The organism is Flavobacterium aquidurense (assembly GCF_002217195.1).
Taxonomy (GTDB): Bacteria; Bacteroidota; Bacteroidia; order Flavobacteriales; family Flavobacteriaceae; genus Flavobacterium; species Flavobacterium frigidimaris.
Genome location: NZ_MUGR01000054.1, coordinates 1 through 17,195, shown reverse-complemented (window position 1 = coordinate 17,195; position 17,195 = coordinate 1). Strand labels below are relative to the sequence as shown.

General features: G+C 34.8%; 12 protein-coding genes. 4 read left to right on the top strand and 8 right to left on the bottom strand.

Translation table 11 applies throughout. The features are described from left to right. Positions 1–30: 30 nt before the first annotated feature. From B0A67_RS22195 to B0A67_RS22180, 4 genes are all read right to left on the bottom strand, one after another. On the bottom strand, positions 31–1,224 hold the full coding sequence (locus B0A67_RS22195) for a TlpA disulfide reductase family protein (protein WP_072964594.1): 1,194 nt from the start codon (positions 1,222–1,224) through the stop codon (positions 31–33). Between the two features lie 66 nt (positions 1,225–1,290). Beyond that, entirely contained in the window at positions 1,291–2,697 is a 1,407-nt protein-coding gene (locus tag B0A67_RS22190) for a RagB/SusD family nutrient uptake outer membrane protein (RefSeq protein WP_072964593.1), read from the bottom strand. A gap of 17 nt (positions 2,698–2,714) precedes the next feature. Next, a complete protein-coding gene (locus tag B0A67_RS22185; RefSeq protein WP_072964592.1) occupies positions 2,715–6,311 on the bottom strand; it encodes a SusC/RagA family TonB-linked outer membrane protein in 3,597 nt (1,198 codons plus the stop codon). Positions 6,312–6,525: 214 nt separating this feature from the next. Then, positions 6,526–7,677, bottom strand: a complete 1,152-nt coding sequence (locus tag B0A67_RS22180) for a FecR family protein (protein WP_072964591.1) — start codon at positions 7,675–7,677, stop codon at positions 6,526–6,528. A gap of 279 nt (positions 7,678–7,956) precedes the next feature. Here B0A67_RS22180 and B0A67_RS22175 point away from each other — a divergent pair, with 279 nt between their 5' ends. Next, entirely contained in the window at positions 7,957–8,562 is a 606-nt protein-coding gene (locus B0A67_RS22175; protein WP_072964590.1) for an RNA polymerase sigma factor, read from the top strand. 140 nt (positions 8,563–8,702) lie between these two features. Here the strand turns inward: B0A67_RS22175 and B0A67_RS22170 are convergent, their stop codons facing one another. The 4 genes from B0A67_RS22170 to B0A67_RS22155 form a co-directional block, all read right to left on the bottom strand. After that, on the bottom strand, positions 8,703–9,716 hold the full coding sequence (locus B0A67_RS22170) for an NAD-dependent epimerase/dehydratase family protein (protein ID WP_072964589.1): 1,014 nt from the start codon (positions 9,714–9,716) through the stop codon (positions 8,703–8,705). Positions 9,717–9,779: 63 nt separating this feature from the next. Further along, a complete protein-coding gene (locus tag B0A67_RS22165) occupies positions 9,780–10,355 on the bottom strand; it encodes a Crp/Fnr family transcriptional regulator (RefSeq protein ID WP_072964588.1) in 576 nt (191 codons plus the stop codon). A 276-nt stretch (positions 10,356–10,631) separates the two neighbouring features. Continuing rightward, the gene (locus tag B0A67_RS22160; protein ID WP_072964587.1) at positions 10,632–11,609 is read right to left on the bottom strand and encodes a YheT family hydrolase; all 978 of its coding nucleotides are present in this window, start codon (positions 11,607–11,609) and stop codon (positions 10,632–10,634) included. Between the two features lie 139 nt (positions 11,610–11,748). Further along, the gene (locus tag B0A67_RS22155; protein ID WP_072964586.1) at positions 11,749–14,145 is read right to left on the bottom strand and encodes an outer membrane beta-barrel family protein; all 2,397 of its coding nucleotides are present in this window, start codon (positions 14,143–14,145) and stop codon (positions 11,749–11,751) included. A 297-nt stretch (positions 14,146–14,442) separates the two neighbouring features. Between B0A67_RS22155 and B0A67_RS22150 the strand changes: the two genes are divergently transcribed. The 3 genes from B0A67_RS22150 to B0A67_RS22140 are packed head-to-tail and all read left to right on the top strand — an operon-like array spanning position 14,443 to position 16,908. After that, a complete protein-coding gene (locus B0A67_RS22150) occupies positions 14,443–15,768 on the top strand; it encodes a sensor histidine kinase (protein ID WP_072964585.1) in 1,326 nt (441 codons plus the stop codon). Beyond that, positions 15,765–16,463 carry a response regulator transcription factor gene (locus tag B0A67_RS22145; RefSeq protein WP_072964584.1) on the top strand — a complete coding sequence of 233 codons (699 nt, stop codon included), beginning with the start codon at positions 15,765–15,767 and terminating at the stop codon, positions 16,461–16,463. The genes B0A67_RS22150 and B0A67_RS22145 overlap by 4 nt, the downstream gene beginning before the upstream one ends. Before the next feature lie 19 nt (positions 16,464–16,482). Further along, positions 16,483–16,908, top strand: a complete 426-nt coding sequence (locus B0A67_RS22140) for a hypothetical protein (protein WP_072964583.1) — start codon at positions 16,483–16,485, stop codon at positions 16,906–16,908. The last annotated feature ends 287 nt before the right edge of the window (positions 16,909–17,195 follow it).

Sequence of the window (17,195 nt, the reverse complement as noted above, 5' to 3'; positions counted from 1 at the left end):
GTTTCTATCTGTTTAAGAATTTTATCCTGTTTAAGATTTTAAAAGTTCTTTCAATTTTTCTTCTAATGCTTCACCTCTTAAATTGTCGCTGATAATTATACCTTTACTATCAACTAAATAGGTGGCCGGAATGGTTTTTACATTAAACGCATTACTTACTTTATTGTCATCTAAAAGATTATGCCACTGCATATTTTCCTGTCCTAAGGCTTTTTGCCATGCTTTTTGATCTTTATCAATTGAGATACTTAAAATTTCAAAACCTTTATCAGCATAAGTGGTATACGCTGTTTTTAAGTTTGGAATTTCTTTACGACACGGTGCGCACCAGCTTGCCCAAAAATCAATTAGAATGTATTTTTTGCCTGCTATAATATCTTTTACATTCAATCCTTTTCCGTCTTTATCATTCAATGCAAAATTGGAAATATTTGTACCTACCAACGATTTAGGATTTACCTCTTTCTCTACCAATTGTCCGTAGTAACTTTTTTTCGCGATTTCTGAGAATTGTGCGAAAACCGGTTTTTGATCCGGTGTGAAATAACTGTATTGTGTCATCATAAAAAACGGTCCCCACCAGGTTGCTTTATGTTTCGAAATCAAATTTTCTGAACTTGATTGTACTTTAGCAAAAAAAGCTTTTTCAGCTGCTTCAAATTTTTTCCATTCCGGAGTATTTCCAATAGAATCCATTTGTTTTTTGTTGCCTGCTGTTCTCGCTTTCGAATATAATTTTGAAAGTTCCTCAGTACCTTTATGATAGGCAACATAATCGTTATTTAACTCTTCTCTAAAAGCAGTTTCTTTTTTGAAATAATCATTTGCTTTTGATCCAGTAATGACTTCGTTTTTGAAGTTGATTCTTTGGTCCTCTTTTTTTGAAATTTCAGCTTCGGCAGTTACTTTTATTTTAGCATTTTCTACCAAAACTGGAATAAATCCTTTGCTCTTTGCAAACGAAATATAAAATAAGCGTGGTTCTTTTAGTTTTCCTGTAAAAGTAAAATTGCCGTCTTTACTTGTCGTTTCGGCAACTGCAGTTTCTGATGAATGTGTTGCTCCAGGAATCAACTCAATTAGGGTTCCGTCTTCCAGACCTTTTATGCTTCCTTCAAGGGTATACGATTGCGGAATTGCTTTTTTAGCTTGTGCCTGACTGGTATATGAAACCAGTGACAAACCCAGACATAATCCGAATATTTTATATTTAATTGTATTCATTTTTGATTGCTGTTTTTTAGAAAAAGCCTCCCTTTCGGAATTCCTAATCAGGAAGCTTTTGAGGTTTTATTTCGCTACATTTTGAATAATAGTTCCGTTTCCCGGGTTTTGGGTAGCACCCTGAGGAAATGGCATTGTCCATAAATGAGAATCTGATGTTAATGTGTAAGTCGTTCCGTTAGCTGTTTTGGTGTAGCTTACTTTATAAACACCTTCGGCATTTAAACGACGTGCATCTGCAAAAGGAATCAACGTGTTAGTAAGCTCGTTATTTTTCGTTTTGTAAATAGCGTTCAAAGCAGTGTTTTTGTCTGCAGTCGAAATATCCTGATAAGAGGCCGGAAGAATACGGGTTTTACGAACTGTATTTAAAATACCTAACGCCTCACTGATTTGCCCTGCACGAGCCAGACATTCTGCTTTTATCAAGTATACTTCTACAGTTGTGATACCTCCAAAATTAAAAGCACCTGATAAGGTTCTTCTGTAATAAGTTTCTGCACCAACCGTGTAAAGTTTCCAACGAGAGATAAATTTGGCATCTCCAGCTTCAAATCGTTGGGCACGCTCTACAGGAATACTATTTTCTGTCGTTAAACTAGAAAAAGCACCATGACGATATGTGTAGTTTTCGACATACGTATACCCCATTGGAGATGTAGTAGTTGTATAGGAATTTGGAACATCAATAATTGCCTTATTGGTATTATAATACGTAATCCAGTCATATAATTTATTGTTCTCTGCCAATGCCAGGTCTGCATATCTTAAAGCTTCTGTATAATTATTCATTTGTAGATAAACTCTTGAATAAAAGGCATAACCAGCTCCTAAATTTGGATGCAAAGGTGTTTGAGAAACTTTTGGTAAATATGGTAAAGCTTCTTTAACATCATTCAGAATAAAATCATACAGTTCCTGAATAGTTACTTGCTTGCTTGGTGCATTAATATTAGCACTTGTAATTAAAGGAACTGATAATTTTGTAGAAGCTGTTGAAGCTACGTAAGTATCTGCATAAAAATTAACCAGATTGAAATAATTCATAGCGCGCAATATCTTTGCTTCTGCCCAAACTACTCTTTGTTCTGATTCTGTAGCTTTAGTTGTCGTTAATGCATTTTCGATAATTAAATTAAAAGTCGAAATTCCGGCATAACTTGAGTAATATGTAGTTTCGTCTGATACTTTTAATGCGACACGATCTGCATTTTCATCCCACATATAATTGGCCATATACAATCTATTGCTTGCTAAACTGGCAACAGTTACATATTGATCATTTAATAATTGCGACGCCCCGGTAATATCAACTCTGTGGTTGGTGTATTCGTCACGTAAAAAAGCTTCATAATCTGATAATGTTGTGGGTGATTTTGATCCTTTTGGAACATCGCTCAAATAGTCATCGCAAGAGGCAAAATTCAATCCTAAAGCTAATACACATGCTGCTTTTATATATATATTTTTCATCGTCTAGTCTTTATAAATTAGAAATTAACATTTACACCCAAAACAAAACTTGGGGAAGTGAAACCGCCCAGCAAGAACTTAGCATCTCTGCTTTTAGCAAAAGTGTACACGTTTTCTGCATTTAAATTGAAGCGCACACCGTCTAATTTTACTCTTTTCATAAGGGCACTTGGCATTTGGTATGCTAAGGAAACATTGCTTAATCTCACATTTGAAGCATCCAGAATATTAATATCTGCGTAGGAATAAATAGTACGGGAATCTGAATTAAACTCAGGATCATATTCATATACTGCTCTCGGAACATTTGTAAAAGCCTCATCTCCAGGCTGCATCCAACGGTCTGCAATATGGTTGTTTACTACTGCAATATCAGTTACATAACCTCCCGCTGCTCCATTGTAATTGTTATTTAGCATTGGCAGAAAAGTATTTCTTACTTTGTGTCCTAACTCATAAATGAAAAGTGCTGAAAGCGAGAAATTCTTATAATTAGCTGAAGTATGAAAAGAACCACTATGCGTAGGAACTGTTGAACCAAAATCCTCAATAGCATCTACTTGTCCCGGATTGTATTTTACTGCTGTTCCTAAAGCATCATAAACCTGAGGTATTCCTGTACTGCTTAAGCCCGCCCATTTATAGCCATAAATGGTATTAAAACTATTTCCAACTCTTGGATAAGCCTGTGGGTAATCTAATTGCAGGTAATAAACCGGAGCTTTTACATTTACGTAATCTACTTCGTTTTTATTATAAGCATATAAAACAGCTGCATCCCAAGAGAATGAAGGCGTTTTTACAATAGTTCCTCTCAAACTAACTTCGATTCCTCTATTTGTCATCTGCCCATTATTAAGCGTGTAAGTCGAATAACCCCATCCTTCTGTTGGAATTCCCTGGCTGCTCGCTAGCAAATTTTCTCCTTTTTTATTGTATAGATCCAAGGTCCCGCTTAATCTGCTTTTGAACAATGAAAAATCTAAGCCAATATTGGTAGTCGTTGTTTTTTCCCAGGACAATTCCGGATTTGGTCTCTTGCTAACTGATCCCTGATTTCCTCCAACATTGGAGTTAGAATTATAATAGGCTGTTAAGTACGGCGCAGAATCTTTGGCGATATTTCCTCCAATACCGTATGAAGCACGAAGTTTAATTGCATCTACCCAGACAACATCAAAAAATGATTCTTTATCAATATTCCAGCCTGCTCCTGTAGACCAGGTTGGTTTGTTTTGGTATTTACTGTCTGTTCCCCAAAGATTAGAACGATCCCAGCGGATACTTCCCGAAACGGTATATCTTTTGTCATAAGTGTAACCTCCAGTTCCGTATACAGAAACGAAGCGATTTTGCAATTCTTTTTCTAATGAAAAATCGTTTTGCGACATAGAACCTCCAAATACCGTTCCGTATACTTTAAGCAGATCTGCCTGATTTATTGGTGCAAAACCTAAAGTTTGTGAATCGTAGCCATAACGTGTGTTATCAGTATATTCTTGTTTGGAGTGACGAATCTCCATGCCTGCAATCGCAGAAAAATCATGCTTTTCAGCAAAAGTCTGATTGAAGTTTAACTGCTGACGGAAATTATAAGCATTAGAATACTGATTCGTTTCTTTTATAATATCTCCATATGGCAAATTATAAACGGCTTTATTATTAGCAATTGTCACCAATCCGTTTACCTTACTTCTTACATAATAAGAATCTTTATCAAATAACTGACTTGCACGATCTGAGCCAAACTCGTATTGGAACATTGCGTTGTAGGTAAATGCGTGACTAAATTTTACATTAAACTTTGCATACGTTCTGTTTAAGAAATTTTTACTTTCAACTAAATTTCTTCCCAGTTCATCCATCGGAGTTATGTTCATATCATAGAGACCATAATTCTTTATAGAATTAAGTGTAAAGCTATTGTAGCGGGATTCTGGTGTAGAAACAAAATTAGTCCCGTCATTATTTACTAACTGATTATATGGCTGATGTTTATAGCCAGTATTAAGTGTACTGGTAGACGCATTAATAGGGTTATAACTTTGCGTATCGCCTTTACCATAATTAACATAAGTTCCTAAGTCTAAAGACAACCAGCTGTTAATTTGAGTTGAGTTTTTCAAATTAAGACCAACTGTTTGATTTTCAGAATAAATATCCTCAAGCTGATTACTTTTATACGTCAAGGAAGCGTTGAAAGCATTTGTTTCTGTTGCTTTTCCTAAGCTAAGATTGTGCTGTAGAAAATACTGATCACGTTTTGCATATCGCGCCACATCGTCATAGTATTTATAACCTTGAGAACCCAGTGCATCAAGACGGTTATTCATTTCTGCCATTGACGTTTTCCCTGCATAACCATTTAAAATAGTCTGCATTCCTAAACTTGTAAATACAGCATTATTTAGCAATGATTGGGCATAGGTACCTGCATTAGCCGTTTTTAAATTAGGATTTCCATCTGCCCATCCTTTTTCTAAACCAATAATATCAGCAGAACTAGTAAGATTTCCGGTATAATTTCGATAAGGAGTAACCGTTAGATTACTTGAAAATGAAACCGTTGTTTTTCCGGCTTTTGCTTTTTTTGTTGTAATCACTACAACTCCATTTGCTGCACGAGAACCATAAATAGACGATGCCGCAGCATCTTTTAGAACCGTTATGGTTTCAATATCTTCTAAGTTCAGACTTGGAAGATTCTCTTCTAATGTATTATAAGGTGTTAATCTAGTGTTTTCAACAGGAAAACCGTCGATAACATACAAAGGAGCTGTTGCTCCAGTCATCATAGAAGTTGTACCACGAATTTTTCCATCCTGATATCCAACAATACGTCCTTCTAAAATTTTATCTAAACTGCTTAAACGCTGCTCGGCAAAATCTTTTGATTTTAAATTCGAAAATGATCCCGTTGCTTTTTCAGCCGAAATATTCTGATAACCTGTAGTTAATACTAATCCTTCTAATTGAAGTGTATTTTCTTTAAGTACAACATTAATGACATTTTTACCTTCTACTTTTACTTCCTGTCTAATGAATCCCAGATAAGCAAAAGCTAATGTTGTTTCACTGCTAGAGGCAATAATTTGATAATCTCCGTTAAAATCAGTCATGACGCCTCTTCCTGAACCGTTATCAGAAACTGCGGCACCGGCTAAGGGAATTCCTTTTTCATCTGTTACTTTACCTTTTACGATAAAATCTATTTCAGCTTTTTTTACCGCAATGCTTTTTTCTACCGGGGCCTTTTTAGGGGTCAAAATAATATGAGATCCTGAGATTTTAAAATCAGTTCCTGTATTATTAAAAATCGTATTTAAAATCGTTTCCATAGATACATCATTGAGTCTGATGTCTATTTTTCGATCTAAATCAACCGATCTTACATTATAAACAAATCTATAATCACTGGTATATTCAATTTTTTCAATTATTTTTCCAACGGTCATGTCGCTGGCATTCAATGACAATTTTGCTTTTTGTGAGTAGCTTACTCCCGCCTGCATCACTGTCAAAGTGGTCAATAAAAATAATGTGGTCAATTTCATCTTCAAATCAAATTTCAAAAAAGGCTTGTCGAACCTAATTTTGTTCAATACTTTTTTCATACTTTTAAATGTTTTTAATTGTGGTTGGTTAGTCTGCTGATCGCATTTTATCTTACCGGGAAATGTTAGAGCATTTTCCGGTTTTTTTCTAAATGACGATCCTTTTTCTGGACGTTTTGTTACATAGGCATTTTAGATTTCTGATTTTATATTTTTCTCTATTCTCTATTCTCTATTCTCTATTCTCTATTCTCTTTATTCTCCTATCACCTCTTTACTTAATAGTAATTTGATCTTCATTTATTTTATAATCAATTGCATAACTATCACTAAAATATTTCAGAACCACTTCAATAGGTTCATTATCAAAGCGGGCATTGAAAATTTCTTTTCCAAGCATTTTATTTTTATTGATAAAAGTGACGTTATAATGACGTTCTAACTTTTTAATAATGGATTCAAATGATGCATTTTTAAATACTAAACTTCCCTTAACCCAAGCCGTATAGTAATCGGTATTAACACTCTCTGTTGTAATTTTCTGCTGTCCGTGTATGTTTGAACCTTTTATTCCAGGAGTCAGATATACCTGATTTTCATTTCTTTTCTCATCTTTATAAAGCGAAACTTTTCCTTCAACCAAAACGACATCTGTACTTCTATCTTCTGAATAGGAATTCACATTGAACTTAGTTCCTAAAACTTCAACATTAACTTCTTTTGTATTTACCGTAAACGGATGGAGTTTGTCTTTTGATACTTCAAAATAAGCTTCACCGGTAAGAAATACATGGCGGTTCTGATTTTTCAGGAACTGAACCGGATATCGCAAGGATGTTCCGGCATTTAAATATATTATAGTACCATCTGACAATTGAACTTCAAATTTTTTACCGTACGGAATTTTCAGTGTATTGTAAACCAATTCTCCTTCACCATCTCTTTTATAATAAACCAATCTGTTTTTTTCCTGCTTACCAATTACTTTTCCATCTTTATCCGTTACGTTTTTTGATTCAGATATATCAATGGTTTCTGTCGATTCGTTGCCTAATTGCAAAACAATATCATCTTGTCTGGGAACCACAACATTTTCTTTATGGTGAAACAAATTTGAATTTTGATAGAAATAAAATCCTCCCAAAACCAAAATAAAAATTGCCGCATATTTGTAATACGATGAAAATATTCTTTTTTGAAAAACATTCTTTTCTTTTTGAATTCTTTCTGTGAGCTGTTTTTTTACTTCGGATGAATCAAAAGTGTACGTTGCAGCATCAACTGCATAATTGATTTTTACAAAATCCTTAAATACAATTTGATTTTCCTCTTCTTTAAGCCACTCATTCAAGGCTTCAATTTCGTCCTTACTTGCCTGATTTGTGATAAACTTAACAATTAATCGCTCTGACTTTTTCACTGTCATTTTACTTGTTTTTAATATTATTACGAAGCCAAAAAACAAAACCCTAACAATTTGATAAAGTTTTTTTCATTTTGATGAATTTTTTATTTTTCACAAGTCTTTTCTTTCAACAAACCATACTAGTTTTATAGAATTAAAATAGTAAATGTTTTTATCTTTGCCTTTTTACGCCTTTTTATTTGTAATAATTTTCAAATAGAAAAGGGTAAAAAAGCTGAATTTGGCGAAATAAAGGATGCATTTTAACCTTAAAAACTATTAATTTATATATTTGTTTCCATGAAGATTGATGATTACGACGATAATGCTACACTAATTGAATCTCTTAGTAAAGGAGATGAAAGCGCTTATGCCTATCTTATAGATACCTATCATCATAAACTTTGTGTCTATGCCAATAGTTTGGTAAAAAACATTTACAGCGCCGAAGATATCGTGCAGAATGTTTTTATAAAAGTTTGGGAACAACGTACGAGGCTAAAAACAGATCATGCTTTAAAAAGTTTTCTTTATAAATTGGTCTACAACGAATTCATTGATTTGTATCGAAAAAACCAATCGCTGTTTTCTCTTGAAAAATCGTATTACGACGCTTTAAATGCTGTTATCCAGGAAGAAGATTCAGAATCATTTCAGCGTGTGTTGAATGTGGTAAACAAAGAAATTCAAAACCTACCGCCTAAATGCAAAGAAGTTTTTATTTTAAGCAAAAAAGAAGGTTTAACCAATATTGAAATTGCAGAGCATCTTGACGTTTCTATTAAAACTGTTGAAGCTCAAATAACCAAGGCATTCTCTATTTTACGTTCTTCACTGGATGAAAAAATAAAAAGCTTCTTATTTTTATTTTTTCCAAGAAAGAAAAATTTACATTTAAATTCTTAGCGCATTATAAATTCTTTCCTGATTTTAAGCGTATACCAATAATTTCTCGTCTTTGTAAACAAGACTTTTATTAGGAAAAATTTCAATAAAGAAAGCCTGAAAATCTCTGGGTTTTCAGGCTTTTTGTTTTTAAGATTTTTCTAGTAAAAACGCTCTTTATTATCCTGCAAATAATACATTGCTTCTTTTACTACTTGTTTTGAGTTTTTAGGATTAAAACCCAATTCTTTTCGTGCTTTAGAAATCTCAAAGTCTTGTTGCAAACCGGAGAACATTGCAATGTCTTTTCTGGTAATCAAAGGGGCTTTCCCTTGTAGTTTACCTGCTAATTCCATAAACCAGGCAGCCACAAACAAGCCTGCTTTAGGAACTGCTATTGGAAGTTTTATTTTCAGTTCGGGAAAAAGTTCCTGTGCAATTTTGGTCGTGTCTTTTATTGACATGCATTTTTCGTTTGCCAAAATATAACGTTCGCCATTTTTACCTTTTGTTGCTGCCAGATAACAGCCTTCGGCAACGTCTTTTACATCTATCCAATTCAGGGTGATTCTGGTTTCAACAGGAATTTGCTTTTTCAAAATCAGGTCAATGATGTTATACGAAACACTTAAAGGCGCAAACGCTTTACTGCCAATCATTGCCGAGGGCAAAACGGCAACCAGCTCGATATTGTTTTTTTTTGCTAATTCAAAGGCTAATTGCTCACCGTCATTTTTAGAATTGAAATACATGTCCCTGCGATCCGGATTGTAACCGTTACTTTCCTTTATGGGAAGTTTCGAAAAATCTGTTGCTGCGATAGAACTCACATAGACAATACGCTTTACGCCTGCGGCAACTGCGGCTTCTATAGTGTTTTTTGTTCCCTCAAGGTTTATATCATAAATTTCTTTTTTCGGATCTTTTGCCCAAAGTTTAAATGCTGCTCCCACTGCATAAAAAACTTCAACACCCTGCAATGCGCTTATCAGGGATTGTTTGTCGGTAATATCTGCCTGCACCACCTCACAATTTAATCCTGCAAAGGGTTCCTTATTTTTTATATTACGAACCGAAGCCCTAACAGGAATATCTTTTTCAATCAGCAATCTCACTAAGTTATTGCCCAAATGTCCGTTTGCTCCCGTGACCAATGCTAATTTTTTCTGTGCCATATTTTTATTTTTAAATGATGACACAAAATTGAGAATTGCTTTTTCTAAACTACCTCACAAATGTTACCTAATGATTTCTTTGCGTATCCTGCTTAAACTTTTAGGATTCATTCCCAAAAACGAAGCGATATAATGCAAAGGAACGTTGTGCAATATGTCCGGGAAGTCTTTCATTAATTTACGGTATCGTTCTTCTGCTGTAAGCATTGCCAGTTCTTTGGAGCGGTTTTCATGATAACCCAATGCCTGCTGAAAAACCAAAATACTGAAATCTTTAAAAACCATACTTTGCCCCATTAATACATCCAGATTGGTTTTGGTAATTCTAAGCAACTCACATTCTGTAACACATTCCAGATTTTCATCGGATTTTGTTTGGTTGATGAAATGCATGTATGATGTAATAAATCCGGTTGGACAATTGATGTTTGTGGTAACTTCATTGCCTTTGCTATTGTAGTGAAAAAGCCGTACAAACCCCGATACAACAAAATACAAGTATTTCGGAATTTTTCCTTCTTCTTCAAGAATATAATTTTTTGATAAAAATACAGGCTCAAAATACTGTCCGCACATCTCCTTCTCTTTTTCAGAAAGTAGTGTGTCTTTAGAAATGAGTTTTAATAGTTGTACGTGCATTCGACAAAGTTAGAAAATTATTTTTTTGGAGTTACTCTCTTTTTTACAGCAAAAAAACATCTTAAAATTTAAACTTTTCAGATGTCATTATTATGACTGATTAGTTTTAGAGTGCATTTTCTTTGCAATTCAAGATATCTTCAATTTCAATCAGACTATTTTAATATCGCATTGCCTTTATCAGTAAAAAAGATGGCTTCTACTTGCTTTACGGCTCAAATTTTATATTCTCAAAAGCTCATCTTTGCCAAATCAGAAAATAAAAAAAATAATCTATTACGCCTTAAAAACAGCTACAGGTTTGCAGGTAAAAAATTCATATGCTCTTTTTTCTGCATAAGAATACGTAGAATTACGCAAAGGAAAAGCACAATGACCGCCATATTTTGGGGTTTCCAGATAAACATATTCGCTGTCCTGTGCTATAGCTCTGGGATAACATCTTTCTCCTAAAAAAGGATCATCAAGAGAGTTAATAATTAAAACCGGAGTCGTAATATTTTTAAGGGAAAATTCCGGAGATACACGCTGATAATAATCATCCCGGCTTGCAAAACCATGCAGCGGTGCCGTAAAATAATGATCAACTTCATCAAAAGAAGTAATTTTATCGATCTGATCACGGTTTATAAAATCAGGAAACTGTGCCGCTTTGTATTTCAGCTTTTTTTTAATATCAATTGTAAAATTCTTTAAATAAACCCTGTTAAAACCTTGTTTGAGCACAGCAGCGCTCGTTGCAATATGAGTTGGCACTGAAATAGAAACTGCTGCTTTTATGCGTTCATCAATTTTTGACCAGCCAAGATAATTCAGAAGCTGAACACCTCCCATTGAATATCCGATCATGTAAACTTCTTCAAATCCTTTTTGCAAAACAAACTGAACCACTTCATCAAGATCATCAACTGCACCGTGATGATAAAGCCTTGGAAGACGGTTCATTTCTCCTCCACAGGTGCGATTGTTCCAGGCAAAAACTGAAAACCCTTTCTGCTGAAAATAAGCCGCACAACTATTATTGTACGTTCTGCGGGAATCTCCCTCGAGACCATGACATAAAATAACTGCCTTTTTAGGATCATTTAGAATAAAATCAATATTGATAAAATCTCCGTCACTTAATTCACGTTTTTCCCTTGTATATCCAGGCGCATCAAATCTTTTAAACAAAGCAGCATAAATAGTAGAAATATGCCTGTTGCGATAAATAATAGCAGGAAAATTATATTCTGATTGTTCAATTATCGGCATGACAATAAAGTTTTTGGTGCATAGTACAAAGCTAAGCAATCCATCAACACCTAATTTAAAACAGTCTTTTTTATTTTGTTTTTAAAAGATCATTCCCAAAAGAAAATGACAATCAGAATCCTGTAGCCACTTCTTTTTATTATAGTCGTTTCTGTTCTTCCGTCTCGGACTCCTTCTTTTTACTTACCAGATTCTGATTTCCAAAGTTATAACGGAAGCCTAATCTTATGCTTTGACTATCGCCATACGACTTAAAATAATTGTACTGATCAGCATAATTTGTAACGACTTTTTCTTTTTCACCGCGGTAAATATCCGAAATGATGACATATACTTCTCCACTTCCTGCCCATATTTTCTTGCGGATCGCAGCAGAAAGATTAAAGGTCTGACTGAAAACAAAAGTTCCCTGCACTGATGAAGAATTGTACTGAAAGTTCAGTTCTGCATTCAGGTCTTTCTTTTTGTTGAGCACAAAACGGTTGCTGATACTTGTATTATAAGTTGGTTTTCCGTTTTTGTATAAATTGCCATCTCTTCCCTGAAAACGATCTTCGACATAGCTCAATCCGGCCTGGATTCCGGATTCCCAGAAATCGTACAAAGTAAGGTTGGTGTTAAACTCCAGACCAAAGGCAAAATCTTTTTTAATATTTGTAAAGTGATATACCAACATTTTGGTATCATATTCCTGATACGAAATTTCCATCGAAGGATTTTTCTCAAGGCGATAAAAAAGATCAAAATTGTATTTATTTTTCAGCGTATAAAGCAAATTAAGGTTATGACTGATTGTAGGCAGCAATTTTGGATCGCCCATAAAATAAGAATAAGAATTGTAATAAGAACGAAACGGGTTCAATCTGCTGTATTGCGGTCGCGTAATTCTTTTGCCGTAAGAGAGTCCTATTTCATGCCCTTCGGCGGCTTTATAAAGTCCATAAAATGTTGGAAAAAGCTTGAAATAATGCTGTTCGTTGACTTCAGCAGTTGTAACTGAGTTTCCTTTCAGGGCTGTATATTCGCCACGTAATCCAGTCTTAAAACTCCATTTTCCAAATTCTTTATTATAACTCCCATAACCTGCCAATATCGATTCATCATAAAGAAAAAGACTGGTTCTGTTGGGATTATTCACAAAACTGCCATCAATTTCGTCTTTGTAGTCAAGATTGCTTTCCGCTTTTACGTTCCCAAATTTTAGCCCCGCCTCCAGAGTACCGTGATTTTCATTTGAATAATCTGCCTGTGCTGAAAAAAGTTGAATGTTCTGCACATTATCACTGATAAAACGTCCACTGCGATAAGGATCCTGTTCAGGAAGCGAAAATGCAGAAGCAATATCCTGACGTTCCTGGCGCCAGTATTCAGTATAATCTGCTGCCACAGACACTTTTTCTTTTTCGCTAAACAAATGTTCAAAAGACATATTATAGGCATTGTTCGTTAAAGGATTTCTTCGATTGTTTCGGGTTACATAAAGCGAATCCAAAACGCCATTCCCTCCATAAATAAACGTTGGTACAGTAAAATCCCCCACTTGTTTCTTTCCTATAAATCCGGTAGCGCCAATGGCAATCGTATTTAGTGAATCAATTTCATAAGAAGCCTGAAGACGATAAGAATGCTGTGCCAGCGACTTTGACTTACGTGTCATGATACTTTCCCAGCGGGAATCGACTGACCGATCTTCTTTTAAATATTGTACTACATCAATACCCTCATTGACGTACACACCAGAACCAAAGCCATACCTTCCTTCCAGCGATAATTTTTTGTCTTTATAAAACTGGTTTACAGACGCGATCCCCTTTGGATACATCGATTGTATGTACGCAGTGTTAAGAGATCCTTTATATCCTTGTGCTACGTTCTTTTTTAATTTGATATTTAAAACGGCACTTCCCTGTGCTTCGTATTTTGCAGGCGGATTGGTGATCACCTCTATCGATTTTACTTCCTCGCCGTTGGTACTTTCTAAAAACTGCTTTAATTCTTCCCCACTAAGATAGACTTTCTTGTCATTGATAGTTACCAAAATACTCTGGCTGCCGCGAATACTTATTGCTCCTCCCGAACTGGTTATTACTCCGGGAGTTTTCCCCAGAATCTCCCACGCATTGTTTGAAGCAAGAGAGGAATTTTCGACGCCAAACTCAAGCCTGTCGACCTGTCGTTTTACAATAGGTCTTTTTGAAGTAACCGTCACATTATCCAGATTATTTGAAATTTCTTTTATAGAAAGTACATCCAATATTGTATCTTTTTGCAATTTTATCTTTTGGTAATATTCTTCAAATCCAATAGTTTTTATTTTAATCAGATAATCCCCTTTTGCGATACCTGTAAAATAAAAATCTCCCGATTCATTTGTCTGTGCCGTCTTATAGCTTACAGAATCTTTTGCCTGCAAAAGCAGTGCATCTGCGAAAGGTACGGCTTGATTAGAACCGTCAACTACCTTTCCAGATAGGGAAATTTCCTGGGAATATCCCGCAAAAGACCCCCACAACAGTAACATGATTAATTTTTTCATTGATGATTGTTTGATGATTTATCTGGGACAAAGCTCTGCAAATCATTTTTCGAAAATGGTTAACAGAGGGTTAATGAAGGGTTAAACCCCCAGAAGGCACAAAACGAACAGTAAACACAAAAAGTTCTTCGCAAAAGACATTTCAGTCAGGACATGCTTTTGTCTGGCTTATTGTTTATAAATTTGGTTAACGTAGGGTTAATGCCCGCTTTTTAAAATCAAAAAAGCCCAAAATGCGATAGCTTTGCCTTAACAAACCGAACTGATTTGCTTTGCGAATTAAAACTTTAAAGACGGATGAAAAGAAAAATAATGCTCTTGATTGGTGCCTGTATTCTGACAGTAATTGCCCTGACTGCCATACAAGGCTATTTTATCTACAATACTTATCAATTAAATGAAAAGGAAGTAAATAATGCTATTAAAAAGCAAATTGCCCGTCTTGAAGATACTGAAGAATGGGAGAATCTGAACGATACCTGGACAACACGTTCCAGAGAATATGCAAAACAGTATTTAAAAGGAAAAGCAACAAAGCAAAATTTTATTAAATATCTTAGTATCAAAAAAGATTCGCTTTCTACTGCCACGAAAATCTATATGAAAAAAATGGCGCAAACCGGAGATTATGATATTGATTATTCCATTTATCTCAACCAGATAATACTCATAGATCATAAAAAAACAGATACTTTATTTAATGGAAAAATAATGATCTTAGCCAATGATACCTTAAAGGAAAATCAAAACCTCTCTTCTATGGGACGCTGGGAGAATAAAGATAGTGACGCCGAACTTTCGATGATTGTAAAAAGTAACCGCTTTTATGGTTTTGATAAATTACAGCAAACTATTATCTCTAAAATGACAGGTCTATTACTCTTTTCGGTAATACTGATGGCATTTGTAGTTTTCCTACATTATATGTCAATAAAAAACCTGATTACCCAAAAGCGAATTGCCGATATCAAAACGGACTTTGTGAATAATATTACACATGAATTTCAAACGCCGCTTGCCACAATGGATATTGCCATAAAAACATTGCAGCGAAAGGATGAGCAAATGAGCCCCGAACATTATAAAAACACCCTCGCGATGATTGCAAGGCAAAATGAGAGACTGCAAAAATTGTTTCGCCAAGTCACAGAAGTTGCTGTTATGCCTATTGCCAATAAAAGCATCATTCAGATTACTGATGAAGAAATTAAGGACATGATTGACGATTTCAAGCTTTCAAAACTAGACGTGGCTATTGAATTTACAAGTCTAAAAGAAGCTTTCAGCATTCCGATGGATCGTTTTCATCTGAACACCATTTTAATAAATTTATTAGACAATGCAGTAAAATATGGCGCTGACAAAATCGAAGCAGACTTAAAGATAACAGCCAAAGACTTTATACTCTCCGTAAAAGACAACGGAAAAGGAATTCCAATTCAGGAGCAAGCTTCCATTTTTGATAAATTCTACAGAGTCGAAAAAGGAAATATCCACAATAGCAAAGGCCTTGGTCTTGGACTATTTTATATCAAACAGCTGGTCGAAACTTATGGCGGAACTATCACCGTTTTAAGCCAAGAAAGCAAGGGATCTTTATTCACAATTACAATTCCAATATGAAACAGCATATTTTACTAGCAGAAGATGATTTTGACTACGCTTCTATATTAAAGCAATATCTTGAATTTTCAGGATTCACGGTAACATGGGCAAAGGATGGTAAGGAAGCTTTGAAAAATTTTTCGGACACCAAACCGGATATCTGTGTTTTGGATGTCATGATGCCTCACATGGATGGCTTTACCCTTGCTGAAAATATTATTGATAACTATCCGGAAACGCCTTTTATATTTTTAACAGCAAAAAGCCTGAAAGAAGACAAAATCAAAGGGCTGCGACTTGGCGCCGATGATTATGTAGTGAAACCTTTTGAAGTCGAGGAATTGATTTTGCGGATTCAAAACATATTGAAAAGAAGCCAAAAGCCTGTTGTAGGAATTCCACAGGAGGCATTGGTATTTTCTATTGGCACTTATATTTTTGACCGGGATAATTATACGCTTACCCATGAAGAAATCACACACCGAATTACCGAAAAAGATGCACAGTTGATTCAATTTTTATATGCCAATAAAAATAAACTAGTCAAAAGAGAAGATATATTGAAAGAAATCTGGGGTAACGACGACTTCTTTTCAGGACGAAGCATGGACGTTTTCATCAGCCGTCTACGCAAATATTTTAGTAAAGACCCAAATATTTCAATTCCAAGCATAAGGGGCTTAGGCTTTCAGTTTAATAGCAAAGACGAATAATAATTTAAAACTTTTACTTATGAAAATCATTTTATTCATAACCGTGTTTGTTTGGGTAACTCTCGTTCAAGCACAAACGGCAGTTGCCACTTCAGGAAATACGACAACAGTTGCAAAAGCACCTTCTAAACAGACAAGAACCACAACAACCTCCGTTTCTGTTTCAGTTTCAGACGACTCTTATTCTTTAACCGCAAGTTTTGATGCCATTAAAAGAAAAAAACTGGAAAAATTATTATCTGATAATTTAGACAACAATTTACTTTCAACTGATGGTGACACTAAAATTTGGAAAAAAGACACCAAAAGCGAAACAGCCTATTCTTTTATATTAAAAAAAGATAAGCTCAAAGTAAATATTGATAAAGAATTAGTTTCTAATGAAACCTATGAAAAATTTAAAGAGCTGGGAGAGAAAATTTCACAAACCATTTCAGAAAGATAGTTCTACATAATAATAATAATAATAATAATAATTTGGGCATTTCCCTGCGGGCTTGGCTGTCAGCTAAATCTTTTTCAATAGACTTATCGGTTACTTTACAAGAGATTTTACAGTATCGCAAAAGAATACCGCTTCCCGCCCTAATGCAGTCTGAAATAGATGAGAAGGTTTTGTTTTTATAAGAAATTCCCAAACTAAAATTCCAAATTGTCTTGTGTACGAGTCTGTACGAACTTTATATTTACAAAGAATTTAATTTCAAAAGAAAGGATGAAGTGCAAAACTTG

What these genes read in the sequence shown, in the direction of transcription:
- B0A67_RS22195 (WP_072964594.1), bottom strand. Translation starts at nt 1,224, where the DNA reads ATGAATACAATTAAATATAAAATATTCGGATTATGTCTGGGTTTGTCA.
- B0A67_RS22190 (WP_072964593.1), bottom strand. Translation starts at nt 2,697, where the DNA reads ATGAAAAATATATATATAAAAGCAGCATGTGTATTAGCTTTAGGATTG.
- B0A67_RS22185 (WP_072964592.1), bottom strand. Translation starts at nt 6,311, where the DNA reads ATGAAAAAAGTATTGAACAAAATTAGGTTCGACAAGCCTTTTTTGAAA.
- B0A67_RS22180 (WP_072964591.1), bottom strand. Translation starts at nt 7,677, where the DNA reads ATGACAGTGAAAAAGTCAGAGCGATTAATTGTTAAGTTTATCACAAAT.
- B0A67_RS22175 (WP_072964590.1), top strand. Translation starts at nt 7,957, where the DNA reads ATGAAGATTGATGATTACGACGATAATGCTACACTAATTGAATCTCTT.
- B0A67_RS22170 (WP_072964589.1), bottom strand. Translation starts at nt 9,716, where the DNA reads ATGGCACAGAAAAAATTAGCATTGGTCACGGGAGCAAACGGACATTTG.
- B0A67_RS22165 (WP_072964588.1), bottom strand. Translation starts at nt 10,355, where the DNA reads ATGCACGTACAACTATTAAAACTCATTTCTAAAGACACACTACTTTCT.
- B0A67_RS22160 (WP_072964587.1), bottom strand. Translation starts at nt 11,609, where the DNA reads ATGCCGATAATTGAACAATCAGAATATAATTTTCCTGCTATTATTTAT.
- B0A67_RS22155 (WP_072964586.1), bottom strand. Translation starts at nt 14,145, where the DNA reads ATGAAAAAATTAATCATGTTACTGTTGTGGGGGTCTTTTGCGGGATAT.
- B0A67_RS22150 (WP_072964585.1), top strand. Translation starts at nt 14,443, where the DNA reads ATGAAAAGAAAAATAATGCTCTTGATTGGTGCCTGTATTCTGACAGTA.
- B0A67_RS22145 (WP_072964584.1), top strand. Translation starts at nt 15,765, where the DNA reads ATGAAACAGCATATTTTACTAGCAGAAGATGATTTTGACTACGCTTCT.
- B0A67_RS22140 (WP_072964583.1), top strand. Translation starts at nt 16,483, where the DNA reads ATGAAAATCATTTTATTCATAACCGTGTTTGTTTGGGTAACTCTCGTT.